The organism is Paraburkholderia sp. GAS82, assembly GCF_050436285.1.
GTDB classification, from domain to species: domain Bacteria; phylum Pseudomonadota; class Gammaproteobacteria; order Burkholderiales; family Burkholderiaceae; genus Paraburkholderia; species Paraburkholderia phenazinium_B.
This window is the reverse complement of record NZ_JBNDLX010000012.1, coordinates 86320-111576: the sequence shown is the minus strand read 5'-3', so window position 1 is coordinate 111576 and position 25257 is coordinate 86320. Positions and strand designations below refer to the sequence as shown.

Genomic DNA, 25257 nt, shown 5'->3' with positions numbered 1-25257 from the left:
GCGGTCGTCCCGGAGGGCTTCGTCGTGTCCAACCTGAAATCCCGACTGATTCGCTTCAACGCTGCTTGCGCCCTGCTCTGCTTCGAGGCGCTTGCACATGCCGCATCCTTGCAGGCCGCCTCCGATGTCAAGGCTGCGAGCCAGGCGCAAGTCTCGCCGCGCGCGGATATTTTCGCGGCGCGGCCCGTTGTCGGCGACGACCCCGGTGCGGTTAGAGATACGCTGGCGACAGGGCGCGTCCATGCGAACTGGCCCACCTTGACCGAGCGTCTACGTGAACTGATTCCTGCCCGCAAGCCGCCGCCCAATCTCGACCTGGCCAAGGTCGGTCTCGATCACGATCTGGTTTTCGTCGTACCGCTGCCGTACGGCGTGCTCTATCGTTCGCAAAACCATTCCCTGACCGTCAAGACTGATCTGGCAAGCGACGACGCGCCGGGCATGATAGTGCTTAAGAAAATAGTCGCCGGGCAAAGCGGACGCGGTCTGGTGGTAGCCCCGGAAGCCAAAGCGAAAGGATTTGTCCAACAGATCGATCTCGTTGAACTCAAGCTCGACGCATCCAGCAAGACCAAGGTGCGCGCGCACCTCACGGTCCCGCAAGCGACCTTCGCCAGTGTCGACGGCGACTTCGCCATTGCGCTGATGTGTGACCTGACGCCGCCCTACCTGAGCGATAAGCGCGAACACAGCGATCCAACCGATGACGAGCCGACCGACATCACGACCCGAGCCTCGGTTCTGTACGCCAATATTCGCGCCGTCTGGCTGATCAGCCCGCACACGGGTACGGTGCTAACGAAGAACCTGCATTTGTCGAACTAGCTTGGCAAACTGATTCGGCGCCGCCAGAGCGGCGCCGGTCGCCTCAAACGCCTTCGACGAGAACGGCGCGATATTTCGAGCCTTTGAAGCGGTGCTGCCTGACTTCCTGATACTCAGGACCGTCGTACCAGGCGCGTGCCGCTTCCGTGGTGGGAAACTCGACAATCACGACACCCTCAGGCGCGTCACCCTCGAGCACCTGCTGCGGACCATAGGCAGCAAGGATCTTGATGGGATGCCCCTTGAAGGTTGCGCCCACCTTGCTTTGATAGATGTCGAGTTCGGCCTGATCCTGCGTGCTTTCGCGGGTGAAAACGATATACGTTGCCATGGCATGCGCTCCTGCAGTGGAGTGGAGGTGCCACAGATGATGCCACGAAAGCGCGTGATGGTCCGCCGTGCTGCTCAGGCCGTCTGCACCTGAAGCTCGTCCAGCGACCCCTCGATCGCCTTGCGGATTGCTTGCGCCAGTTCACCGGCCGCGAACTTGGCGATATATCCGTTCGCACCCGCATTCTTCACGTGCGCTTCGTTGGCGGCTCCGGTCAGCGACGAATGAATCACAACCGGAATGTCGCGAGTACGCGCATCGCCCTTGATATGCCGGGTCAGCGTAAAGCCATCCATTTCGGGCATTTCGAGGTCGGTCAGGACGAGGGCGACCTTATCGCGTGCGCGCAGGTTCTGAGCCTGGGCGTCGCGCGCGATCTGCTGCAGCATGTTCCAGGCTTCTTCACCGGTTTTGGCCATGATGTACTCCGCGCCGATCGCACCTAAAGCCTGTTCGATCAGCTTGCGTGCAAAGCCCGAATCATCCGCCGCGAGAATCTTGGCTCCGGGCGGCATGCGCAGATGTGCGCCGACCGAATTGGGATCGACCGCCGGGTGTTGGGTCGGGAAAACATCGCGCAAGACCTGCTCGACGTCGATGACCTGAGCGAGCCGCGAATCGCCCGTGTTGCCGTCGATACGCGCAATGCTCGTCACCGACTTGCCGGCAGCGGCGCCTTCGGCCGTCAGCACCTGGTTCCATTCGAGCCGGACGATGTCGTCCACTTCCTCGACCGCAAAAGCCTGCGTAGAGCGCGCAAACTCGGTAACCAGCAGGATGTTCAGGCCGCGCGTCGGCTGACAGCCCATCAGTCGCGGCAGATCGATCACCGGAATGATTTGCCCGCGAATATCCACCGCGCCCATCACAAACTCCGACGCGCCCATAATCGGCGTCACGTTCGGCATGGTCGAAATTTCGCGGATCTTGAAGACGTTGATACCGTATAGCTCGTGGGCATCGCTATCGGGAACCGATCCAAGGCGAAACAGCAGCAATTCGAACTTGTTCGAGCTGGTCAAGCTTGTACGTTCATCGGTCGCGCGCAATTCTGATGCCATTACTGATTCTCCGGGTTCGATTACCGGGCACAGCGCGTTGATGTCGCCCATGACACCGATCGAACGCTCCCGCCTCATAGCTGGTTATCGGCGCACTGCGCCCAAAATTCAGCGCAATCAGGGCGTTTTACGCAGCTTTTCTGCGCTTTAAGGGTTTGCGAGCAACACGCAAACGATTGCGAGCAGGCAATAAACGTTAGACGAAAGCGTTTCGCACGCCGCGTATTCATCAGACGCTGCAAAGTGCGGTCATGAATCTTGCTGCTACCTTTCGACCCAATGCCTTTCGCAGGCCTCATCAAAGAGTTCACGCCATGAAACTGAAGACGATTGCCCCGCTGGCCGTTTTGCTGCTCTCAACCGCCGCGTGGGCGGCAGATGGGGGCGACGCATGCGGCAGGCTGGTCGGAGCCAGCGGGGCGAACCAGCCGGATGGTGGCTTCCGGCTACGCAGTGGCGAACCTGTTGATTTCGTCGGCGGTGGCAAGACGGTGCACGGCGCGTTACAGGTATTCGTCGACGGGAGCGTGTATCGCGCCTATTGGCAGCCCGACGGCGGCCACGAACTCTATGTGCTCGCGAATGCCGCGGCAAACAGCACGCGTCTGATCTCGACACCGCCGCAAGGACAACCCGCTGGTGCGGGGCAGCCCGGCACCGTGCTCGCCCCGCTGAACGTGGTGTCATGTCCGGCCTTGTAAGCTGCGTGGCATACTCATCGCAGTAGCGGGTGCCGTCGTCTCCTCGCACGATGCGCCGCCGTCCTCACACTTCGAAAACCGGCCAGGCAGGAGTCGATTCGATGCACCAAGCCATTCGCCATTTGCACGTCAAGGCGCCCGCGCGCGGGCTTGTTGAATTCACCGCGGACGTGCGTGAGTTTGTTCATGAAGCGTCCGTCCAGACCGGCATCCTGACGCTGTTTTGCCGTCACACCTCCGCGTCTCTCCTCGTTCAGGAGAATGCCGATCCATCTGTGCGACGCGATCTGGAAACCTACTTCGGCACGCTCGCGCCCGAAGACCTCACCCGCTACGAACACGACACCGAAGGACCCGACGACATGCCCGCGCATCTGCGCACGGCCCTCACCCAGGTGCAGCTTTCCATACCGGTCGAACATGGACGCATGACCTTGGGCACGTGGCAAGGCATCTACCTGTTCGAACATCGACGCCTTCCCCAGACACGCGACATCGTCGCGCACCTCATCGGGGAGTGATGAACGGAACCGTTCGTCGCGTGCGCCTCAAGATTCCGCGGGGCGATGAATCCTTAAGGGCAGGAAGCTTGCCGCGCCCACGGTCATCAAATGAAAACCGGTGAGTACGATAAACACGACAAAAAACCGCTGCGGTTCGGCGTTCGTTGCGGCATGCATCGAAAGCGACATGACCATGGCCAGCAGGGTGGTCGCAATCGGGGCGCCGAGCCTTTGCGCGATGTTTAACGCTGTATTCGCCAGCGGAATCCTGTCTTTCGGAATCGACGAATAGGCTGCGGTGATTGACGGTATATTGATCGTTCCCTGCCCCGCTCCCGTCGCGAACAGGCTGAGTGCTGCCCATACAGGCGAGAACTGATGCTCGATCATCCATAGGAACGGCAGCATGCCAAGAAAGGCGAGGCCTGCCCCTCCGGCAGAGACCGCGCGGCAACCGTACCGGTCCGTCAGGAATCCTACTAGTGGGAACGAACACATCATCCCAACCCCGATTGCTGAGATCAGCCAGCCGGCTTGAGCGGGGGACAACGCGCAACCGGTTATGAGGTAGAGCGGAATGAGAAGCTGCCGTCCAAACATGATCCCATTCGCGCAGAATTGCGTGGCTGCGGCAACCGAAAAAATCCGGTTGCGGAAAATCCTCACGTCGATCAGCGACGCGCTGCCGCGACGTATAGAGTGAAAGAAAAAGCCGCAGAGAAACAGCGCACCCACCAATAACGTGCATTTTCCGAGCGTTATAGACGTGTTCTGCAGGCCATAGATGACGCCTACGAGACCTGGCGAGATCAACAGGAAGCCAGGAAAATCAAACGGCCGCTTGTGCTCTGCAAGCGTATCGCGCGGAAGCAGTCGAACCGCCAGGATGACGCCCAACACGCCAAGTGGCAAGTTGAGGTAAAACAGCCAGGGCCACGTGGCATGCGCGAGAATCGCCCCGGCCAGCACAGGGCCGACAACCGGCGCGACCAGGATAGGCACGGTGACATAGCCCATCGCACGCGCCATGTTCTTTCCGGCGACGCGTGCGATCATCATTTGCGTCATCGGCGTCAGCACGCCTCCCGCCAGTCCTTGAGCGATCCGGGCACAGATCAATTCGTCCATGGTGCGTGCCGCGCCGCAGAGAAGCGAGGCAAGTGTGAATGCGGCAAAGCACGCAAGGTAAATACGCTTCGCGCCGACGCGGTCGACCAGCCAGCCGTTAAGTGGCAGCATCAGCGCCATCGCGAGCAGATAGCCGCTGATGATCCACTGCGCCGACGCAATCGACGCGTGGAGCGACTGACCGATGGTCGACAACGCTACGTTTACGACAGTCGAATCGACTTGCGTCATGATTGGCGCGATCAATACGACAACTGCGACCCGCCAGACCATTGGATCGATGCGATTCGATGTGTTCGCGCTTCGGGTGGAGCTGCTCATTTTTCCGCCAGCCGTTTGATGATTTCGCCGGCCTTGAAGAGCGTTTCGCGCTCTTCATCATCGAGTGCGTCAATCGCCTGCGACAGCCACATGCGCTTGGCGTCCCCCGTTTTCTTGCGTAACTGGACAGCCTTCTGGGTCAGCTCGATCAGCACCTGGCGCCCGTCGGTCGCATGCGGCTTGCGTTTGATCATGCCCATTTCTTCGAGCGACGCCACCGTCGTGCCCATTGACTGGGGTTTCATACCCTCGGCACGCGCAAGATCGGCCGTGGTGGCGGGACCGTCTTTCGCGAGACGTGATACGACCATCGATTCCGTGAACGAAAGCTCGTCGCTATAGGATTCGCTGCGAGTCCGCCGCACCAGCATCCCGATGGCTTGCATAAAGTCGATGATGGCTTGATCGAAAGGCTTTTTGGACATATGTCTCAGGAACGTCTGGATGGAACAATGAGACACAGCATGGACAAAAACAGGCAAACTTGCAAGGTAAACTTGGAAGATTAACTTCTAATTTAGCTGGCCACGAAACACGATGTCGGTCAGCGCGGCTCAGATTCGCCAACGATCCCGCGTGCCGGATGTCCGAATTTCGAAAGTACTTGACCTAACAACTGAATCGCTCCCCGCTAAAGTCTCTTCTGTATCCAGGGCAAAGCGCTGCCACGCCTGCTCTTAACAGCGACCGGGAGAATGCAAGGTGGACGCACTGAATTCGATGCGGGTCTTCGTCAAAGTTGCGGAATTCAACAGCTTCGCGCGTGCCTCAGAGGCGCTCGATATCGCGGTGCCGAGAACAAGCAGGGTCATTTCCGAACTTGAAGACCACCTCGGTACCCGCTTGCTGCAACGAACTACACGCAAGATGTCGCTGACCGAACCTGGACGCATCTATCTGGAGCGTTGCCGGCAGATTCTCGGCGAGATCGAAGAGACCTACCTGATGCTTTCGGCCAATGCGGTGAGCACTTCTGGGCGAATCCGTGTCGTTGCGCCGGCCCTCTTTGCCCAGCGGAAACTGGCGCCGGTACTCGCCGCTTACCAGCGCGCCTATCCTAACGTCGTCGTCGAATTCGTTCTCGCCGATCGCACGGTCGATCTGATCGAGGAGGAGTTCGATCTCGGGATCCTTCCGGCACGCCGGATCCATGGCATGAGCCAGATCTCGCGCCATCTTACGCATACCGACTTTTACGTCTGCGCAGCGCCCAGCTATATCGAGGCGCATGGCTCGCCTCAGCATCCGTCGGAACTGTCCAATCACGCATACCTGGCATTCCGTACTGAACACAGCAACGAAGAAGTCGTTTTCCATGCCGTCGACGGCACGCCTATAGCTGCGCATCCCAGGGCCAGCTTTGTGTGCAACAACATCGGGATGGTGCGTGAAAGCGCATTAGCCGGGATGGGCATCGCCACGCTCTCAGCGTATCTTGTCGAAGACGACATTCGCACTGGACGCCTGCAGCGCGTGTTGCCTGAGTATCACCTGGCGGACCGAGAGTTCCGGATCGTTTACTCGACACGCAAGTTCCAGTCGCTCAAGGTCAAGGCGTTCATTGACCTGGCGGTTGAACACTTCCGCGAACGGGATGTCTAGCTCCTACACGTAGCCCCGCTTGATCGCCTGAAAGGCCGCCCCCTCCAGCACGACCCATCAGACAATTGGCCGAATCGGCATGCAGACCACCTTCTAAAGCGCCACCACCGCTCGCCCTTCCTTCCAGCGGAGCCTTTCCTGGAAGGAAAGCCTGCTTGAGAATCCATCGATTATCGCGCTCCCGAAAATGCATCAGGATGCGAAACATAGCGTTATCGCTCTTGCTCAAGAAGGAGTCTGGTATGCCATTGATCGATCACCTCGATCATCTCGTCCTGACATGTGTCGACCCCGAAGCGACCCGGCATTTCTACACGCAGGTCATGCAGATGGAACTCGAAACCTTCGGCGCAGGCCGTCTGGCGTTCCGGTTCGGCAACCAGAAAATCAATCTCCACGTCCGTGGCGCCGAATTCGAACCCAAGGCGCACGTGCCCGTGCCTGGCGCGCTGGACCTGTGCTTCATCGCCACCGTTCCCCTTGACGACGTTATCCGGCATCTGAACAAGGTGGAATGGCCGATCGTCGAAGGTCCGGTTGAGCGAACCGGCGCGACGCAAAAAATCCGTTCAGTGTACGTGCGAGATCCTGATCTCAACCTGATCGAGATTTCAGAACTCCTGAGCTGATTGGTAATGCCCAGCTCCGCACCCGGCATAAGAACCGTGGGCGGCAAGACACCACAACCTACAAATCAAGGAGACACCATGAATGCCAACAATCCGGGCATGGGCGCCGCTACAGGCGCCCAACCCGCCTTTCCATCCTCCGAAGCAGGCATAGCAGCAAGCGCAGCCCCTCAGTCCGCCGATGCCTTCACAGTCGGCGACTGGATGGACAACATGCCGGTGGGCTCGCTGCATCGATTCGTGGTGTGGGTGATCGGCATTGGCCTCTTCTTCGACATGTACGAGATCTTTCTCGTCAGCTCGATCGGCACCGCGCTTCAGAGCGAGTACGGAATCAACCCGCACAGCACCGACTTCAAGTTCCTGCTCGCCTCAGCCTTCATTGGCATGTTCGTGGGCTCATTTCTCCTCGGCAGCATCGCCGACCGTATCGGCAGGCGCAAGGCGTTTCTGTTCACCCTCGTCTGGTATAGCTTCTTTTCGCTGGCCGGTGCGTTCTCGGTGAACGCCGGAATGCTGGTGGCCTGCCGCGTGCTCACCGGCATTGGCGTGGGCGCGATCTATCCCGTTGCAGATAGCTTCCTCTCCGAGATTCTGCCCAAAGAACGCCGCGGCCGGCTGGCTGCATGGGCCTACACCACTTCGTATGTGGCTGTACCGTTAGTGGGATTCCTTGCAGTGTGGCTCAATCCGCTGCACCTTGGCGGTGTGGCGGGCTGGCGGATCATCCTCGCGATTGGGAGCCTCGGTGCCGTATTGGTCCTGTTCGTTCAGCACAAGCTTCCGGAAAGCCCGCGCTGGCTTCTGGCCCAGGGACGCGTGCAAGAGGCGCACGCCATGCTGCGAAGGTTTGCCGGCAGCGCAGGTGTGAACGTATCGAGCATTACCCCGGAAGCGAAGCCGCACCAGCACCCAATGCGCTTGAGCGAACGCATTGCTTTACTGCGCCAGGCGCCTTACGGCAAGCGTTATGTAATGCTGACCATCTTCCATATGCTACAAGGGTTCGGCTACTACGGCTTCGGCACTCTGGCAAGCACCGTGGTGAAAAGCCGCGGTTACGACATCACAGGCGGGACGTTGTTTATCGCGCTGTCGTTCCTCGGCTATCCCGTTGGGTCTCTGCTTTCGATTCCGCTTCTCAACTGGATCGAACGCCGGACGCTGGTAGTCGCGTCTATCCTCTCGATCGCAGTCTTCGGGTTATGTTTTGCCTATTCGAACAACTCAATGTTGATCGTGTGCTTCGGCATTTTGACAACGTGCGCATCGAATGTATTCAGCAATGCGTACCACGTATATCAGTCGGAGATATTTCCGGCCAGTGTGCGGTCCACTGCGATCGGCAGCACCTACTCGCTGTCACGCTTCGTCAGCGGCGTCTTGCCGTTCATCCTGCTGCCGGTATTGAACCAACGGGGCGCAGGGGCCATGTTCGGCATCATCGCGGCGGCATTGCTGACCGTAGCGATCACCATACGTACGCTGGGGCCTCGCACCACGCGGCGTAGCCAGGATGAAATCAATCCCGTTTAGCAGACCGGCGCCGCTATCCCTACAGAGGCAATAGCGGCGCAAATCGTCTACACAGCGACCTTTCGCTCCGCTCCAAGCGGCAATTCAGGCATGTTACGGTCAGACTGCGGCACAGCGTCGGCGCGCCGATGCACGTCATGTGTCACGAAGCCCTGTTCTCTGCTCGGCACATCGAACCACTCCCGATGGGCGAACGAGTCACGGACATCCTCAAGACCGCTCTCCCAATGCTCGTTCATCGTGTCGAGGCTGAACTCGTAGTCCTTGTAATGCCCCTCATAAGGTTTGTTCTTGTAGATGAGATGCACGACATTGATCGCGCTGCCGTCAGCGGCTTCTTCCGCGCGACGGAATAGCGGATCGGACTTCAGCACGGCAGGCGGAACATGCGCAAGCAGTTCCTTGATGAAACGCGCGTGCTTCTGACGATCTGCCAGCATGTTGGTGATCGCCCGCGTGCGGCTCGAGTATTGAATGTCTTTGGCGCGTTCGGACACGTCGAGGAAGTCGCCCGGTGGATTACCGCGCGCGCTCCACAGATCCACCTGAAACACCAATGCATCCTTGTGATCCGCATCGCGCAACACCTCGGTAAGCGGCGTGTTGGACACGAGGCCGCCGTCCCAGTAGTACTCGCCATCGATCTCCACCGCGGGAAAGCCAGGCGGCAATGCGCCCGACGCCATGAAATGCTCCGGTTCCAGACGCATTTTCGTGTTATCGAAATACACCAGGTTGCCGTTTCGTACATTCACCGCGCCGACCGACACGCGGATGTCGCCGTCGTTGATGCGATCGAAATCGGCGAACTGCAGGAGCGTTTCCCTTAGCGCAGACGTATCGTAGTAGCTCACCAGGTTGGACGTCTGCTTGCCGAAGCCGGCCATCGGCAACGGTCTGCGTGGCGAGAAAAATCCCGGCTGACCTTCCGTCAAGGCGCGTCCTGCTGCCCACAGGCCGGCCCACTTGCGCGACTGATCATGCATGCCGAACACGGTCGGTATCCAGGCGCCCAAACCGCCTACCCAGTCAAGCGGGTGGCAGATCGAATTCCAGAACTCGTGCAACGCTTCCACCCGCTTCTCCGGCGCATTGCCGGCAATGATTGCGGTGTTCAACGCACCGATCGAGACGCCTGCAATCCAGTTCGGTTGCACGCCGGCCTCAACCAGACCTTCGAAGACGCCGGCCTGATACGAGCCAAGCGCACCGCCACCCTGAAGCACCAGAGCAATTTCGTCGTAGCGCGGCAGCACGAACGCATCTGGCTGCCGGTTGTTCTTTTTCGTACTGCTGCGCATACGTTACCCCTTTATTGCATTGCCCAACCGTGGCTGACGATCACCGACTGTCCGGTGAGCGCATTCGATTCGAAGCCGGCAAGGAAGGCTACCGTATTGGCCACGTCCTCGACCGTGGTGAACTCACCGTCGACAGTTTCCCTAAGCATCACGTTCTTCACGACTTCGGCTTCGGAGATGCCGAGCGCCTTGGCCTGCTCGGGAATCTGCTTGTCGACAAGCGGCGTGCGTACAAAACCCGGGCACACGACATTCGCGCGCACACCGCGCGGACCACCTTCTTTTGCAACCACCCGCGCCAGCCCTAGCAGACCATGCTTGGCGGTCACATAGGGGGCCTTCAGCTTCGACGCTTCGTGCGAGTGCACCGATCCCATGTAGACGATCGAGCCGCCCTTGCCGCTTGCGTACATGTGTTTGATCGCCGCTTTCGTGGTGAGAAAAGCGCCGTCCAGATGGATTTCCAGCATCTTCTTCCAGTCGGAAAACGCATACTCCTCAATGGGGGCGACGATCTGGATACCCGCGTTCGAGACGAGCACATCGATGCTGCCGAGTTCCTTCACCGCGCGCTCAATGCCGCTATTCACCGCTTCTTCGCTGGTGACATCCATCGCAACGGCGAGCGCCTTTCCGCCCGCAGCGGCGATGCTGCTCGCCACCTTCTGCGCGTTCTCGAGATTCAGGTCGGCAATCACCACTGCCGCGCCGAGACTGGCGAGTTTGCGTGCGCACTGCTCACCGATACCGCTTGCCGCACCGGTCACCAGCGCGACTTTATTCGTCAAAGACATGTTGCTCTCCTTTCCTGCAGGTTCATGGAGCGTTATTGATTGACCGCGAGTTTCACGGTCTCGGTCGAGGCCAGATAGTCGAACGCAACCTCGCCGATATCCAGTGTCAGATTGGCGATCACGTGCCGAGCCCCGACGATGCGCTTCACCGGAAGGTCGGCGACGGGCGCCAACGCATGCGGATGCAGTTCGAGCGCTGCCGGCCCCGACCACGCGCCGAGCACGCTCACGTCGCGCAGAAAGAAACGCACGAGTTCGCACACGCGCGCTGAACCGTCGACATGCGGAATCACTTTCAACAGATAGTTCGGTGTGTCCGCCAGCTTCTTGCGCTCGGCCTCGATATCGAGCGCTGTGTGCTTGAAACCCATCGTGCCGGTTGCGATACGCTGTGTTCCGTAGTCGAGCGTGCCGAGCAGCGTGTCGTTGCCGTCGACACTCAGAGTGGGCCTGGCCAGTTTCTTCGGAAAACCCCAGATTTCGCGGCCACCCGCGATCGGGCCTTCATCATCGAGGTACATCGAGTGCGTGTAGTTGCCGAGACGCCCTTGCTGGTCGCGTACCGAGATCACCTGACCGCTTTCGGTGTAGTCGCCAAAGCCGGATGAGTCCGGCATGCGAATAAATTCGTAATGCACAAGATCGTTTTCCGGATGCAGCGGCTCCGGCACAATGGCGCGCAATGCATCAAAATCGGTCTCATACGAAATGATGAAGTATTCCCGATTGATGAATCGATACGGCGGCCGCGGATAGGCGGGATTATGAACGGGCATCGCAAAGGCATCTTTGCGGATGGAAGCGAGATTCATGACATTCCTTTTATGACTGGGGCGCAAGCAGCGCCGCGTGAAATGGTAGGGGCAATCCTCACGCCGAACGAGCCACCATTTATCAATAGACCGTTAACCAAACTGCAACGCTGGAACTGGAACCGCCTCACACATCACGGTGTCGAACGCGGCAGTGGCATAGCCAGTAAAATCATCGCTGCCTGCGCGGAATCGTTTCTCAACGCACGCGATTCACCGGGCGCGAGGCGACACGAGTCGTGTTTATAGAGCGTCGTTTCATCGTCTCCGGTACTAACCACCACCTGGCCTTGCAGCACCAGGTAGTGCTTTTCCAGCGGCGACGCTGCAAGCGAGGTGTGGCCTCCTGGCTCTATCGTCGACACACCCATCCACAATGCTTCGGAAGGGCCGGCCTCATGGCCCTGCAGTCTCACGCAACGCATCTGATAGTGCTGCGCAGGAAAGTACTCGGGGGCTTCATTAAATCGCGTCACGTTCATGGCTTAAGCAAGGCTCCGTGGGTGATGACTTCATTCGTTGCGTTGAAGTGAATGGTAGTCGCCGCATAGCAGCCGGAATGCCAATTACTTTCGCTTTTCGGCCAACCCTGTGCAGCCAGTTTTCGCTGCTACGGAAAAACCTGAAGTACGCAGAATGACCGGAACTCGAAAACATCTGTCTGAACGGTCTTCGGAATTAACGCTAAGCTCGGCGGCGAACTGCACTCTTCGAGATTGATACCCATGAGCGAAACACCCGGCGACGATACCGCCCAGCGCCATCTTGTACGTCTGACTGCGGCGCTGTTCCTCTCCTACCTGGCCGTCGCGATGGCGCTGCCGGCCATTCCCGTTTACGTGACCCATCAACTGCACCTTGGCAACGCGCTGGGAGGACTAGCCGTAGGTATCGCATTCCTCTCGACAATTCTCACGCGCAACCATGCCGGCAATCTCGCCGACCAGGTCAGCAGCAAGATCTGCATGCTGCGCGGACTCAAGCTGTATTCACTGGCCAGCCTGATTTGCCTCGTATCCGCGTGGACGGTACTGCCCCCGCCCGCCAGCTACGGATTGCTGATCGTCGGGCGTCTGCTCCTCGGTCTCGGCGAAAGTCAGGTACTGGTCGGCATGATCAGTTGGGGTGTCGGCCTCATGGGCACCCACCGCTCGGGCAAAGTCATCGCACTCGTCGGCGCCGGGATGTACGGAGCATTCGCCGCAGGCGGCCCAGTTGGTCTTTTGCTGCTTCGCTACAGCGGATTTGCCGGTCTGATGCTCGCCTGCACCGTCGTTCCCCTGCTGGGTTGGTGGATGGTTCACGGCGTCCCGGAAGTGCGGTCGCCTACCGGTAAGCGCGAATCGTTCTGGCGCATCCTCGCCCGCATCTGGCGGCCCGGCGCGGCGGTGGGACTGCAAGGCGTAGGCTTCGCGGGACTCGGCGCCTTCATCTCGCTGTACTTCTCGAGCCGGGGTTGGCCGTTGGCCGGTTTTGGACTGACCTGTTTCGGTGTCGGCTTTGTGCTCGTGCGGCTCGTTTGCGGACACTTGCCGGATCGTATCGGCGGAACCCCGGTGGCCATCGTGTCGCTGATGGTCGAAGCGTGCGGACAATATCTCTTGTGGATCGCGCCCGGCCCTTCACTGGCACTGGTCGGCGCGTTGCTGACCGGGCTCGGCTGTTCGATGGTGTTTCCGTCGATGGGCTCGGAAGTGGTCAAACGCGTGCCACCTCAACTGCGCGGCACCGCGCTCGGCGGCTTTGCCGCGTTTCAGGATCTGGCTTACGGTGCGACAGGTCCCATCGCAGGGCTGTTCGCCGATCACTATGGCTATTCTGTCGTGTTTCTGATCGGCGGACTTGCGGCTGTGCTCGGGCTGGGCATGGCGATCGCGGCCCATCGGGAAGGTAGAGTACTTGCCAGTAGCTGAGGATAACTGGATATCTTTGGTGCATTGGCGCGGTAAGCCCGAGAAGCTTCGGCCAACCGCGCAAACGTCTTGTTAGAAATGCAGCACGACCGGCTTGGAGAACATGTACCGCTCCGCAAGCGCCACATAGCGGTCTGCCGATGTGGCCATCCCGGCGAGTTCCTGTTCTGTGAGTGGACGCAAGAGTTTGGCAGGATTGCCGGCCCATAACTCTCCCGACCCAACCACCTTCCCCGGTGTCAGCACCGCACCCGCCGCCAGCATGCCGCCGGCACGTACGATCGCGTTGTCTAGCACGCGCGCACCGAACCCCACGAACGCCAGATCCTCGATGGTGCACGCATGCAGGATTGCGCCATGTCCCACGGTGACCTGGCTGCCGACCAGAGTCGGCGAGCCATGGGTCGTGCCGTGCAGAATCGAACCGTCCTGAATATTCGTTCGCGCACCGATCACAATGCGCTGCACGTCCCCGCGTAATACGCAGTTGAACCAGATCGACGCTTGCTCGCCAATCTGCACGTCGCCAATGATCGATGTACCACGCGCAACGAATGCCGTTTTGTGCACGGTGGGTGTCCCGAACTGTCGGGCGTCCTGATGCTCGCTCATTTCACCAGGCCCAGTTGTTCGCGCGCCTCCCGTGGCGTCGCAATCTCTCCACCGAGCGACAGGACGATATCCCGTGCACGAGCCACCAGCACCGCGTTGGTTTCGGCCAGCACCCCTTTGGAGATGTAGATGTTGTCTTCGAGGCCGACACGCACATGCCCGCCGGCCAGCCACGCCTGCGCGACAATGGGGAACTCCGTGCGGCCAATGCCGAAGGCCGACCAGGCCGCGCCTTGCGGGAGAAAGTTGCGTGCATAGAACAGCGTCTCCGGCGTTGCCGCGAAGCCGTACTTCACGCCCATGACGAACGTCCAGAGTCCTGGCCCGTCGAGTACACCTTCCTTGATCAGATCGAGCGCGAGGTGCAGGTCACCGGAATCAAAGATTTCAAGCTCCGGCTTGACACCCGCTTCGCGTATCACACTAGCCATGCGCCGCACGTTCTTCGGCGTGTTGATCACGACGTCGCCACCTGAGTTCATCGTATTCAGATCCAGGCTGCAGATATCTGGCTTCAATGCGGCAATATGCTCGACCCGCTTTTCAGGCGGCAACAATGTCGTTCCAGGTGCCGCTACTTTGGGATCGTCGTCGCTCGGAATAAAGCGCCCGCCGGGACCGGTGGTCAGATTGATGATCAACTCGTGATCGACGGCACGGATGAGTTCGATCACCTGCCGGTACAGCTCGATTTCCATCGAGGGCCGGCCGGTTTGCGGATCGCGCACATGAATGTGAACGACGGCAGCGCCGGCCTGTGCTGCTTCCAGTGCCGACATAGCGATCTGATGCGGCGTGATGGGCAGGCCAGGATGCTGCTCCGGCTTTGTCAGGTTACCTGTCACCGCACAGGTGATGATGGTTTTACGTGCATGCATGATAAGTCTCGCTTAAGCTCAGTTCAGACGACGGCCACCATCGACCACAATCGCGACGCCAGTGCTGAATTTCAGGTGGGTCGCACACGCTTCGATTGCTGCGGCGATATCTTCAGGAGTGCCGATGCGACCCAGAGGTGTCGTCGCGGCCACCTTGTCGTTAAAGTCCGAGCCACGTCCAGGCACAAAGCTCGTATCCACGACGCCCGGGGAAACATTCAGAACGCGGATGCGCGGCGCGAGCGCGCGCCCCAGCGACGCGGCCATCACATCGAGGCCGGCCTTCGCCGCACAGTAGGCAATGTTGCTGCCCACACCGGTAGTGCCGGAAATCGACGATACGTTCACCACGAGACCATCACCCGACTCGTCGAGCAGCGTGCGAAAGGCGCGAATTGCCGCGAACTGCGCGCGCCAGTTCACCTTCATGATTTCGTCGATCAGTTCGTCGGTCAACGCGTCGAGGTCCGCGTGTTTGATTGGTCTGGTGAACCCAGCCGTATTCACCAGAATGTCGGCCCGCCCCAGTTGCGACTTGACGCAGTTGGCGAGGTCTGCGAGCGACGCGCTATCGGCAATCGACGTCACGGCTGCCAGGTGGCCGCTGCCCGGCAGTGAATCGACCACACGCTGTGCCTTGGCAACGCCGGACTGGCTGGTGACGACAACGGTAGCACCCGCATTGGCGAGCCGGTTTGCCGTAGCGGCACCAATACCACCCGTGCCACCAAGAATGACTGCCACTTTTCCTTCGAGATCGTTGGACACTGTAGTCTCCGCTTTATTTGATGGGGGGCGTCGGGTACGTCGGCGTCCCTTCGGCCAGCACAAATTCGTACCCGAGTGTGTAATACGGTCCGCTCACATCCGCGTCAGGGGCGTTGCCGTCTTCGTGCAGTTCGAATGTGCCGACCAATGAGCGAATAACGCCGAAAACGACGTCCGATCCCAGGTATTCCGAATCGTCTGCAAAGACCTGGCTCACCAGGGTTTCGTAGCCCTCAGCAATAACAACGAAGTGAATATGAGCCGGGCGATACGGATGCCGGCGCTGCTTGTCGAGCAGCACACCAACCGGACCGTGGGTAGGGATCGGATAGCCCGCGGGCCTGACGGAACGAAAGCGGAAGTAACCATCGGTGTCCGTTCTGAAGCGGCCACGCAGATTCATATCGGGCTGCTCCGGGTCCTGGTTTTCATACAGACCCACCGGCGACGCTTGCCACACGTCGACCATGGCATTCGCGACTGGCCGGTTTGCCCGATCGACTACGCGAGCGCGCACGAACAACGGCGCACCGGGCGAGCCATCGGCGACGATGCAGTCGCCATTGCGGTATTCAGGTGAATTGCCGCGATAGAACGGGCCGAGCAGCGCGCCGGGTGTCCGGTCGGTCTTGTCGATCGTATTGAGCAGCGTGACCAATGTTGAAAAGCCCAGCACGTCCGAGCACAACACAACCTCGTTGTGATCGTCCACGGTGGCCTGGCCAATCGCTTTGACAAACTCAATGCCCTTCTCGAACTCCTGGTCCGTCAACCTGACTTCCCGGAAGAACGCGTGGGCGTGACGTACTAGCGCGTCGACGATCTGCTTGAGCCGGGCGTCATCGGTCCGGCTCATTGCGGCAAGCACCACGTCCGTAATCGAATCAGCATCGTCCACGATACTGTCCAGATGCGATAAATCGGTCATACGAGTCTCCTTATAGGCTCACCGGACTCGCCTCACGACGGCGCTGATGAAGCGCCTGAAATTGGTTTCAATGAGTTTCGTGAGGCCATGTCTGGATGCTAGCCACTCGGGAGATGCGCGGCGGACAACCGCTTTCGAGTTTCTGCCACTTGAGCGTGTCGGCGCTGCTGGCGCCCTCACCCGAGGGAGCGCGACCAGCAATCAATGATCACGCGGACGCCCGGTTCCGTGTTCGCCAACCTCATCGTAAAGTCGTGCACGCGCAGCACCGCCGACACGATGCTTAGACCGATGCCAGAGCCAGCATGATGCTCCGTGCTTTTGCTCCGGTAGAAGCGCTGCAGCACCAGATCATGTTCAGCGGCCGGAATACCAGGTCCTGAGTCGGCAACGGTGACCTGCGGGCCGGCCGGTGTTTTTCTCAGTTCCACCTTGACGGTGCCGCCCTCTGGCGTGAACTTGATGGCGTTATCCACCAGGTTGCTCAGCGCCTCGAACAGCAGATTGCGATCCCCATGGATCCCGGGAATCGGCTCCACGTGCATGACGAATTGAACCGACCGGCTTTCGGCCAGCGGCTCATAAAGCTCCCCGACTTCCCGCACGAGTGTTTCCATCTCCACCTCGGCAAATCCCTCGCGGCGTTTCAGCGCGCCGATCTCCGAGATCCGCAGGATTGCCCGGAAGCGCTGCAGCAAGCGGTCGGTATCGGATCGGGCACGCGCAATCAGGTCCAGCATTGGCTGGTCTTTCAGGCCTCCGGCCCGATGCGCCATGCTACCGAGCAGCACAATGACGTGCGCAAGCGGGGTGCGAAGATCGTGGGCAATGCTATCGCACGCCCCCTTCATTTCACCGATGAGCCGCTCGACTTCATCGAGCATGTGATTCACAAGATGCGACAGCATGTCGATTTCATCGCGGCCGCCTGTTGGCAGACGCTGGTTCAGATCGCCTTGCGAAATTCGCAGCGTGACGCGACGAATCGCCCTCACACGTCTCATCTGCCGCACACTCATGGCAAGCCCCAAAGCAATGCCAGCGGCCAGGCAAAACGTGCCGCCCATCGAAAATGCCCTGATGATCGCCTTACGGATGTGAAAGATGTTCGTGACATCGCGGCTGACCAGCAATATGTCGCCGTTCTTGCGCCGCTCCGCCATCGCACGCACCATGGGCACCGGGCGCCTGTCCGTTACAGACAACGTGCGCGCCAGCGTCACGCCGTCCCTGTCGACGGTCAACTGCGGGGGAAACGCCATCACGTCACCCGCAATGTGCCTGCCATCGGATGTAAATAGCCCGTAGTAGTTGGCGTGCATGTGCGAATTTTCGAGGCGTTCCTGGATCGCATCGGGAAGCATGTTATCGGGCGTCGAATCGAAATAGATCAGTTGCCAATCCATCACCACGTCGACTTCGTGCTCCATCTGCCCGGTCACTGCGTGCTCCACGAAGACCAGCAGCAACAGCATTGAAAACAGAAAGGTGATCGTATAGACGAACAATAGCCGCGAGGTCATCGTGGTCCAGCGGGGCCGCCGCTCCGCAGGTTCGGTCTCAAAGGGGGATTTCACTTGCGTTGGCTTCGGATGGACGATCGACGGTCAACAGGAAAACACATTTTTCGGAATCCTGCTCTGCAGCGAACAGCTTGCAGACTAGGCTCGCTGCCCGAACCGCTGCCTGACCGCTTGATTAAAGAAAATTTAACTGGCGGTCTGCGTAGACACTGTTATCCGGCCGACAATAATCCTCCTCTATCCAATCGCTTCAGGTCCGCAAGCACCGTCGAAAGGACCACAAAATAGGGGCTCAAATCGCAGTGCTCATCTAGCCGTCAGTTCGCCGCCATTTTCGCGTCACTCCATTTTTGTATGATGAGCCTAAAGAGTGCCGGCCGATAAAGCGGCATGCGCATCCCATCCATCCGTGGTTCAGCGGAGAATCAGACTCATGAGTAAAGATCCCCAGAAACCGGACGCCACCGCAGACGATCCTGCAACGGTGCTTGAACGCCCTACGCGTCGATCGTTCCTGACACGCGTGGGCGCTGCCGGGGTCGCAATCGGCGCCGGTCAACTTCATTCGGTGGCCCTCGCGGAGGCCGATCCCACCATCGAGGAAGCACCGCCAGCATCGAACGTGTCGGCAGATGGTGCCAACATGCACGTCCGCCTGAACGTCAACGGCACAAACTACGATCTGGATATCGATTCCCGCACGACCCTGCTCGACTGCCTGCGCGAGCATCTGCACCTGACCGGCACCAAGAAGGGCTGCGACCATGGCCAATGCGGTGCGTGTACGGTCCATGTGGATGGGCGGCGTGTAAATTCATGCCTCAGCCTTGCCGTCACCCACGAGGACGAGGCGATCACGACCATTGAGGGTCTTGGCAAGCCCGGAGCACTGCACCCGATGCAAGCGGCTTTCCTCGAACATGACGGGTTCCAGTGCGGGTACTGTACGTCCGGGCAGATCATGTCCGCCGTCGCGCTTCTCAAGGAGCCATACGGTCATAGCGACGACGATGTGAAGGAGGCCATGAGCGGGAATATCTGCCGCTGTGGCGCCTATACGAACATCGTGGCCGCGATCCAGCAGATTCGTCGCAGAGTTTAAGCGGAGCGCGCTCATGGAATCCTTTCAGCTTAAACGCGTCGCCAATGTCAGCCAGGCGATCGACTCCGCGAATCCTGCCGCTAACGGCCAGGCCAACGGCGCCCCGATTCGTTTCCTTGCGGGAGGCACGACGCTGCTCGATCTCATGAAGCTCGACGTCGAACGTCCGGCCCAGGTGATCGACATCCATCGCTTGCCACTCGATCAGGTCGAGGCCATCGACGGCGGTGGCGTCACGATAGGCGCAACGGTCCGCAATTCGGATCTCGCCAATCATCCGCTAATCAAAAGCCATTATCCGGTTCTGTCGCAAGCGTTGCTATCCGGCGCATCCGCGCAATTGCGCAACATGGCGACGACCGGCGGCAACCTGCTGCAACGCACACGTTGTGTTTACTTTCGCGACACCGCAACACCCTGCAACAAGCGCGAACCCGGCACCGGCTGCTCCGCGATCGACGGCTTCAACCGGAACCTGGCCATTCTAGGAACCAGCGAGCATTGCATCGCGACGAACCCCTCGGACATGAACGTCGCGATGACCGCACTCGAGGCTACGATTCACGTCGAAGGCGCGCAGGGCAAGCGGGATATTGCTATCGACGATTTCTTTCTGTTGCCGGGGAGCACGCCCGAGCGCGAAACCTCGCTTAAACCGGGCGAACTTATTACTCATGTGACGCTTCCGGCGGCGGTGCCTGGCAATCGCATGGTCTATCTCAAGCTGCGCGACCGTGCGTCGTATGAATTCGCATTGGCGTCGGCAGCGGTCGTCATCAAGGTTTCAGCGGGCAAGATCGATCATATCCGTATTGCGTTAGGCGGTGTAGGCGTCAGGCCTTGGCGCTCAAGAGAAGCTGAAGCGCAATTGCTTGGACAAGCGCCGGACGCCACGGCTTTTCGTGCTGCGAGTGAAGCAGCGCTGCAATCGGCGCGCGTACAAAGCCAAAACGGCTTCAAAGTCGAACTCGCAAAGCGCTGCATCCAGCACGCACTCACACTTGCCACACAGACTGCCTGACGCAACGTTGGCGACGCGGAGAGAATATGCCATTAGCTAGCACTAAAGCGCAGCCGATTATCGGCGGCGACTTCACTCGCATCGACGGTCCGCTAAAAGTCAGCGGCACCGCCACCTATACTTCGGATGTCAATCTGCCCGGGACGCTTTACGCCGTGCCTGTTTGCGCGACGATCGCCAAAGGGCGCATCACGCGTCTGGACACCGCCGCGGCCGCAGGCATGCCGGGCGTTCGCGCGGTATTCACGCGCGAGAACATCGGCAAGTTCTATCGCGTCGGTTTTGCGGTGGACACCCGTATCGACGAAAAGCGCCCTCCTTTCGAAGACGACAACATTTACTACTATGGCCAGTACATCGGCGTGGTGGTGGCCGATACATTCGAGCAGGCAAGCGCAGCATCGCGCGCGGTGACGGTGGCGTATTCGTCGAGCCAACCCGATGTCCGCGCGGAGATGTCAGCGGACCAGACGCCGAGCGTCGATACGCACCGCGGTGACCCGGATGCAGCGTTCGCAGCAGCTCCAGATACGCAGAAGCTGGACGAGACGTACACGACACCCGTTGAAACGCACAACCCCATCGAATTGCATGCAACGGTGGCCGTATTCGATGGAACGAACTACACGTTCTACGAAACGTCGCAATCCATCGTCAACCAGCGCCTCGTCATGGCGCAGATGCTCGGTGTGTCGCAGGACCAGGTGCGCGTGATCATGAAGTACCTGGGCTCCGGATTTGGCGGCAAGCTGTTCCCGTGGTCGCACTCATTGCTCGCCGGCGCCGCGGCGCGCAATCTGATGCGACCCGTGAAGCTGGTGGTGACTCGCGAGATGATGTTCCACAACGTCGGTCACCGTACCAGCACGCAACAACGCATGCGCATCTCCGCGACGCCCGACGGACGCTTCACCTCGTTCCAGCAGGACTACGTCTATCAGACCGCGCGCAAGGAAATGCGCAAGGAGAACTGCGGCGAGACCACAGGCTATCTGTACAGCTCGCCTAACCTGCGCGCAACCGCCGCCTATTCGCGCCGCGACATTGCACCGAGCACGTCGATGCGAGGCCCCGGCGCCGTTCCAGGACTGTTCGCCATCGAGTCGGCTGTGGACGAGCTCGCTATCAAGCTCAATCTCGATCCTGTTCGCTTGCGCCTCGTCAACGAGCCCGAGATCGACGAAGGCCTGAGAGTGCCGTTTTCGTCCCGGCATCTCAAGGAGTGCATCACGCTCGGCGCCGAGAAGTTCGGCTGGGCACAACGCACGCCTGCGGTGGGTTCCATGCGCCGCGACGGCCTCGTGTTGGGCTGGGGCATGGCGGCCGGCTCGTGGGCCGCACGGCGCCTCCCGACGGAGATCCTCGTCGAGCTTCACGCCGATGGGACGGCACGCGTGTCGACCGCGACGCAGGACATCGGCACGGGGACCTACACCGTGCTGGCGCAGATGGTGTCCAACCTGACTGGCATCCCGCTTGAGCGCGTCTCCGTGGCACTCGGCGATACGCGCTTGCCACCCGGACCGCTGTCTGGTGGCTCGATGGTGACCGCATCGCTAATTCCAGCGGTGACGCAAGCCGCACAGGCCGCGATCCAACAGCTCCTGATCGCGGCGTCCCAGGCAGATAATTCGCCGTTCAACGGCCAACCGGTGACGGAACTCGCGTTCGACCACGGCATGATCTACCGTAAGGGCACCTCACCCGGCGCGGGCGTGCCGTTCGAGCGAATCCTCGCGCCGGCGCAGGTCAATATGGTGGTCGGCAGGGGCCGCTCCGGTTCAAGCGCGGACGATCCCGACGCGGCGAAAATTTCGATCCACTCGTATTGCGCGCACTTCATCGAGGTCACCTGGCAGCCCGAAACGGCTCGATTGCGAGTCAACCGCGTAGTGAGCCTGATCGACGGCGGCAAGATCATCAACGCGCGCACTGCCCGCAACCAGATTGAAGGGGCCGTGGTAATGGGCGTCGGCATGGCGCTGTTCGAAGAGACACACTACGACAAGCGCAGCGGAGCACCGATCAACCGCAACCTCGCTGACTATGTGATGACCACGCATGCCGATGCGCCGAAAATCGACGTGACGTTCCTCGACTATCCGGACCTTGCGTTGAATCCGCTCGGCGCACGGGGGATCGGCGAAATTGGCCTGGCAGGCATTGCACCTGCCATTACCAGCGCCGTGTATCACGCAACCGGTGTACGGGTGCGCAATCTTCCCGTTCGAATCGAGGATCTGCTAACGGCTCAGGTCTCTGCGTAAGCGGTCACCGCCAAAAGACTCCGGCCCCTCAAGGGCCGGAGTCCAGGCAAAAAATAAGCGAAATTCTCGCCTACATGGTCGAGTTGTTGGCGATAGCCAGGCTCGGGCAATAATGCGTCGCGCTCAGATACGGCGTTTGCTGTGTGCGAACGCCAGCCGCGCTAGACGTAGGCGGATCGATAAACACTTGCGCGTTGTTCGATCCAGCGGGAGCGGTGAGCGTCATTGTCACTTTCCACCAGTTCCCCTCTTTCACTGCGGAGAGCGATGTAGCCTGCCCTGCACCCCACGTCCCGCGCACTACAGCGCCCGTATTCGTATTGAGAACCCATGCGAATTCGGTGCCGCTCGGGTCGTCGGTCTGGATCGAGCCTCCAGGAAAGACCGTTGCGTTAGTAGTCGCAAGCACATAGTCGCTGAAACTATACGATTGTCCGCCCTGAACCCTGATGATCTCGCGGACGTTCGACACCGACGAGCCGTTTGTGCTGATAACCGTCGCGGCTCCTTTGTCCACTCCCGACACATCTGTTGCAGGCTCTGCGGTGCCGCCATTCTGTTGCGCCCACACATCCGGCGTTGCGAGACTCAACGGCGAATCGATCAGGTTGTTCGCATAGCAGGCTGCCGTGGTCTTGTTGGCCGGCGGACCATAGAAGCTAGCAATGCTGGCCTGAATTGCGTTGTCGGTTGTGTTGGAGGTTGCCTTGGTAATCACCGCGCCTTCGAAGAACTGGATAGGCGCAGCGCTACCGTCACCGCCTTCGCCAAGCGAGAGGCCGCCTTGCCATTGCCCGTTGAAGGCATGGCCCGCATCGCTCTCAAAGTTAAGCGCTTCCGGAGGCGCCGCATCGTAGACTGGAGTGAGTACGCTCTGTGAAGCGGAACCGCCCTTGACAACGAAGATATTGGACGCCGTCACGGGTGAATATTTGGAGAGTACGGTGACAAATTTCTCCTTCGCAGGCTGCTGCGGACCATAGAGGTAGACGCCAGCTTCTGCATCGACGCCCGGCCAGTTGGTATCGAGTGCGTTGCACACAGGGTCTTTTACAGTGGACGGTTGGGCCGAATCACCGTCGCAATAGCCAAACACCGCGGCATTACCGTTCGAGAACGCCAGCGCAAACATTTCGCCCTCAATTTCTCCGTGCGCATAGGTGCTCGGATTGGCGCTGCTTTCCATGTTCCCGTAAGTGCCGCAGCAGGTCGAGGACTGGCTATAGTGCGCCCCCGCGACCATGTATTCGGCAATCTCCGAGTCGCCAATCGACTGGTTCACCGTGCCGAACCGGTTGCGATATGCCTGTCCCGCCAACGTACCCAGCGCTGGAACCTCGGCGCCTTGCAGCGGCACGAAGCCGAGTTGTGCGGGCGTGCCGGGTAGCGCCGGCAGATCGTTACCAATCGATACCTGTTCGGTCGGCGCCGCAGTGGTCAACGCAGTAGGCGGCTGCAACAGTTGCACAGTCAGCGTGCCACCGGTTCCCGGAAGCGTGATCGTCGCAAAGCCGTTCAGCACCGGAACAGTCGTCGACTTCTTCGCAGCGGTACTGGTACTCGCCGCTGCGCTGGTGCTCGGAATGGTCAGTGACTCTGTTCCGTCCGAGTTGAGTGTCAGCGTCCCCGTCACGTTTCCGAACGCGCCTCCCTTCAGAGGTGAAACCAGGTCGATCTGATCGTAGATGTACGTGACGGAGCAGGTTGTCCTGTTGCAGAACGAGTCTGCGCTTTTCACATTCGCCGAGCCCACCAACGAGCGGTCGGAGCCATTGGGCAAGTTGCCCGACGTATAGGGATAAACGTTCAGCGTTGTATTGTCGGACGCCCGCTGAATCTGGAACAGCGGCCCCGAGTAGTGCTTTGTCAGCAGCCGTGTCACGCTATGAGCCGCGGAGCACGGTGTGTTGGCCTCGGCTGCGGCATCACACGGCAGGGGGTTCGCCGTTGACGCTTCTTCCGATGACGTATTGGCGCTCGTCTGTGCCGCGGCCTGGGCGGCAGCTTGCGTTGGCGACGAACTTGCGGCTGCTACAGCCTGAGATGCAGATGTGCCGCTACTGCCGCCGTCGCATGCGGCAAGCGCGACTGTCATCGCTAACAGAACGGAAAGTAACCCAACTCCTCTGGACATCATGACCTCCTCCTGGAAGACCAAGCTTTGGATTTAACTCAACAATTTAGTTGTACGGATTGATGTACTCAGAAACGTCACTGATCAAGCAACTGCCATGCGGAACCGTCAGTCTTTCGAAAGGGTTAGACAATGCGCTGCCAACCGGCGCACCGCGCCGTCCCGGCCACGCTCTATCCGGCAATCCAGCTCAGCCGTCGGGCACGAGTTCGCGCACGTTGGCTGGAAGCAATCCAGTTTGTAATTTGATCAGCGTGGGTTTGCGGGTGCTGTGAGATCCGGGCACCGCGGTGGGTTGGGGCAGCATTGGCTTCATCGTGTCTCACTGGGCCGGCGGCTAGCGCAAAACGCCAGCAGGCAGCATCACCAGCGTCCGTTGAAACACTCCGTGACTCACCATGCTTGTCTCCGTTGTCATTGCAGCGGTTGTCCGCCCCAGCGGGGCAGCATCCAATGCAGCGTGGCTGTCAGGCAGCCGCGTCGAGTAATAATATTAGTCAATAATATCGATTTGACGTCTAAGTACAATCCCTTACACGGAGAAAGAAGTCCAGTGGCTGCGCCTCA

24 protein-coding genes are annotated in these 25257 nt (G+C 59.8%); 10 read left to right on the top strand and 14 right to left on the bottom strand.

What is annotated here, in order from left to right:
• Positions 1-24 precede the first annotated feature (24 nt).
• Positions 25-825 (top strand): hypothetical protein, encoded by an 801-nt coding sequence (locus P3T17_RS31330; protein WP_429410533.1) that lies wholly within the window; start codon positions 25-27, stop codon positions 823-825.
• A gap of 43 nt (positions 826-868) precedes the next feature.
• Here P3T17_RS31330 and P3T17_RS31325 read toward each other — a convergent pair whose 3' ends face one another.
• Positions 869-1156, bottom strand: coding sequence for a DUF1330 domain-containing protein (locus P3T17_RS31325; RefSeq protein WP_074267372.1), 288 nt, complete (start codon positions 1154-1156; stop codon positions 869-871).
• Between the two features lie 74 nt (positions 1157-1230).
• Positions 1231-2217, bottom strand: coding sequence for a chemotaxis protein (locus P3T17_RS31320; protein WP_074267371.1), 987 nt, complete (start codon positions 2215-2217; stop codon positions 1231-1233).
• Between the two features lie 314 nt (positions 2218-2531).
• On the opposite strand from P3T17_RS31320, the gene P3T17_RS31315 reads away from it, so the two are divergent.
• Both P3T17_RS31315 and P3T17_RS31310 read left to right on the top strand, forming a co-directional pair.
• A complete protein-coding gene (locus P3T17_RS31315; protein ID WP_074267370.1) occupies positions 2532-2918 on the top strand; it encodes a hypothetical protein in 387 nt (128 codons plus the stop codon).
• A gap of 101 nt (positions 2919-3019) precedes the next feature.
• Entirely contained in the window at positions 3020-3439 is a 420-nt protein-coding gene (locus tag P3T17_RS31310) for a secondary thiamine-phosphate synthase enzyme YjbQ (protein WP_429410531.1), read from the top strand.
• Between the two features lie 27 nt (positions 3440-3466).
• On the opposite strand, the gene P3T17_RS31305 is transcribed toward P3T17_RS31310, so the two are convergent.
• Both P3T17_RS31305 and P3T17_RS31300 read right to left on the bottom strand, forming a co-directional pair.
• Positions 3467-4870 carry a DHA2 family efflux MFS transporter permease subunit gene (locus P3T17_RS31305; RefSeq protein ID WP_429410529.1) on the bottom strand — a complete coding sequence of 468 codons (1404 nt, stop codon included), beginning with the start codon at positions 4868-4870 and terminating at the stop codon, positions 3467-3469.
• The gene (locus P3T17_RS31300) at positions 4867-5295 is read right to left on the bottom strand and encodes a MarR family winged helix-turn-helix transcriptional regulator (RefSeq protein ID WP_074267367.1); all 429 of its coding nucleotides are present in this window, start codon (positions 5293-5295) and stop codon (positions 4867-4869) included. Before P3T17_RS31300 ends, P3T17_RS31305 begins: the two co-directional genes overlap by 4 nt.
• Positions 5296-5572: 277 nt before the next feature.
• Here P3T17_RS31300 and P3T17_RS31295 point away from each other — a divergent pair, with 277 nt between their 5' ends.
• The 3 genes from P3T17_RS31295 (at position 5573) to P3T17_RS31285 (ending at position 8637) form a co-directional block, all read left to right on the top strand.
• Positions 5573-6472, top strand: a complete 900-nt coding sequence (locus P3T17_RS31295; RefSeq protein WP_429410527.1) for a LysR family transcriptional regulator — start codon at positions 5573-5575, stop codon at positions 6470-6472.
• A 242-nt stretch (positions 6473-6714) separates the two neighbouring features.
• Positions 6715-7101, top strand: coding sequence for a VOC family protein (locus tag P3T17_RS31290; protein ID WP_429410525.1), 387 nt, complete (start codon positions 6715-6717; stop codon positions 7099-7101).
• Positions 7102-7200: 99 nt separating this feature from the next.
• Positions 7201-8637 carry an MFS transporter gene (locus tag P3T17_RS31285; protein WP_429410716.1) on the top strand — a complete coding sequence of 479 codons (1437 nt, stop codon included), beginning with the start codon at positions 7201-7203 and terminating at the stop codon, positions 8635-8637.
• A 47-nt stretch (positions 8638-8684) separates the two neighbouring features.
• Here the strand turns inward: P3T17_RS31285 and P3T17_RS31280 are convergent, their stop codons facing one another.
• The 4 genes from P3T17_RS31280 to P3T17_RS31265 all read right to left on the bottom strand — a co-directional run bounded on the left by P3T17_RS31280 (position 8685) and on the right by P3T17_RS31265 (position 12026).
• Positions 8685-9938: a DUF3734 domain-containing protein gene (locus tag P3T17_RS31280; protein ID WP_429410523.1), complete on the bottom strand. Its 1254-nt coding sequence runs from the start codon at positions 9936-9938 to the stop codon at positions 8685-8687.
• An 11-nt stretch (positions 9939-9949) separates the two neighbouring features.
• Positions 9950-10732, bottom strand: coding sequence for a 3-hydroxybutyrate dehydrogenase (locus tag P3T17_RS31275; protein WP_429410521.1), 783 nt, complete (start codon positions 10730-10732; stop codon positions 9950-9952).
• A gap of 32 nt (positions 10733-10764) precedes the next feature.
• A complete protein-coding gene (locus P3T17_RS31270) occupies positions 10765-11544 on the bottom strand; it encodes an acetoacetate decarboxylase (protein WP_074267361.1) in 780 nt (259 codons plus the stop codon).
• Between the two features lie 134 nt (positions 11545-11678).
• The gene (locus P3T17_RS31265) at positions 11679-12026 is read right to left on the bottom strand and encodes a cupin domain-containing protein (RefSeq protein WP_074267360.1); all 348 of its coding nucleotides are present in this window, start codon (positions 12024-12026) and stop codon (positions 11679-11681) included.
• 243 nt (positions 12027-12269) lie between these two features.
• On the opposite strand from P3T17_RS31265, the gene P3T17_RS31260 reads away from it, so the two are divergent.
• Positions 12270-13457, top strand: a complete 1188-nt coding sequence (locus P3T17_RS31260; RefSeq protein ID WP_429410518.1) for an MFS transporter — start codon at positions 12270-12272, stop codon at positions 13455-13457.
• Positions 13458-13529: 72 nt separating this feature from the next.
• Here the strand turns inward: P3T17_RS31260 and P3T17_RS31255 are convergent, their stop codons facing one another.
• From P3T17_RS31255 to P3T17_RS31235, 5 genes are all read right to left on the bottom strand, one after another.
• A complete protein-coding gene (locus P3T17_RS31255) occupies positions 13530-14069 on the bottom strand; it encodes a gamma carbonic anhydrase family protein (RefSeq protein WP_429410516.1) in 540 nt (179 codons plus the stop codon).
• Positions 14066-14947, bottom strand: coding sequence for a 3-keto-5-aminohexanoate cleavage protein (locus P3T17_RS31250; protein ID WP_429410514.1), 882 nt, complete (start codon positions 14945-14947; stop codon positions 14066-14068). Before P3T17_RS31250 ends, P3T17_RS31255 begins: the two co-directional genes overlap by 4 nt.
• An 18-nt stretch (positions 14948-14965) precedes the next feature.
• On the bottom strand, positions 14966-15715 hold the full coding sequence (locus P3T17_RS31245) for an SDR family NAD(P)-dependent oxidoreductase (RefSeq protein WP_429410512.1): 750 nt from the start codon (positions 15713-15715) through the stop codon (positions 14966-14968).
• Positions 15716-15728: 13 nt separating this feature from the next.
• Entirely contained in the window at positions 15729-16643 is a 915-nt protein-coding gene (locus P3T17_RS31240) for a dioxygenase (RefSeq protein WP_429410510.1), read from the bottom strand.
• Positions 16644-16819: 176 nt separating this feature from the next.
• Complete coding sequence (locus P3T17_RS31235) at positions 16820-18118, bottom strand: sensor histidine kinase (RefSeq protein WP_429410508.1); 1299 nt, start codon at positions 18116-18118, stop codon at positions 16820-16822.
• A gap of 481 nt (positions 18119-18599) precedes the next feature.
• Here P3T17_RS31235 and P3T17_RS31230 point away from each other — a divergent pair, with 481 nt between their 5' ends.
• Genes P3T17_RS31230 through P3T17_RS31220 form a run of 3 tightly spaced genes read left to right on the top strand, consistent with a single transcriptional unit; the run spans position 18600 to position 22556 of the window.
• Positions 18600-19268, top strand: a complete 669-nt coding sequence (locus P3T17_RS31230) for a (2Fe-2S)-binding protein (RefSeq protein WP_429288883.1) — start codon at positions 18600-18602, stop codon at positions 19266-19268.
• Between the two features lie 13 nt (positions 19269-19281).
• Positions 19282-20289, top strand: a complete 1008-nt coding sequence (locus P3T17_RS31225) for an FAD binding domain-containing protein (protein WP_429410506.1) — start codon at positions 19282-19284, stop codon at positions 20287-20289.
• Positions 20290-20315: 26 nt separating this feature from the next.
• Entirely contained in the window at positions 20316-22556 is a 2241-nt protein-coding gene (locus tag P3T17_RS31220; protein WP_429410504.1) for a xanthine dehydrogenase family protein molybdopterin-binding subunit, read from the top strand.
• 70 nt (positions 22557-22626) lie between these two features.
• Here P3T17_RS31220 and P3T17_RS31215 read toward each other — a convergent pair whose 3' ends face one another.
• Positions 22627-24693 carry an arabinofuranosidase catalytic domain-containing protein gene (locus tag P3T17_RS31215; RefSeq protein WP_429410502.1) on the bottom strand — a complete coding sequence of 689 codons (2067 nt, stop codon included), beginning with the start codon at positions 24691-24693 and terminating at the stop codon, positions 22627-22629.
• Between the last annotated feature and the right edge of the window lie 564 nt (positions 24694-25257).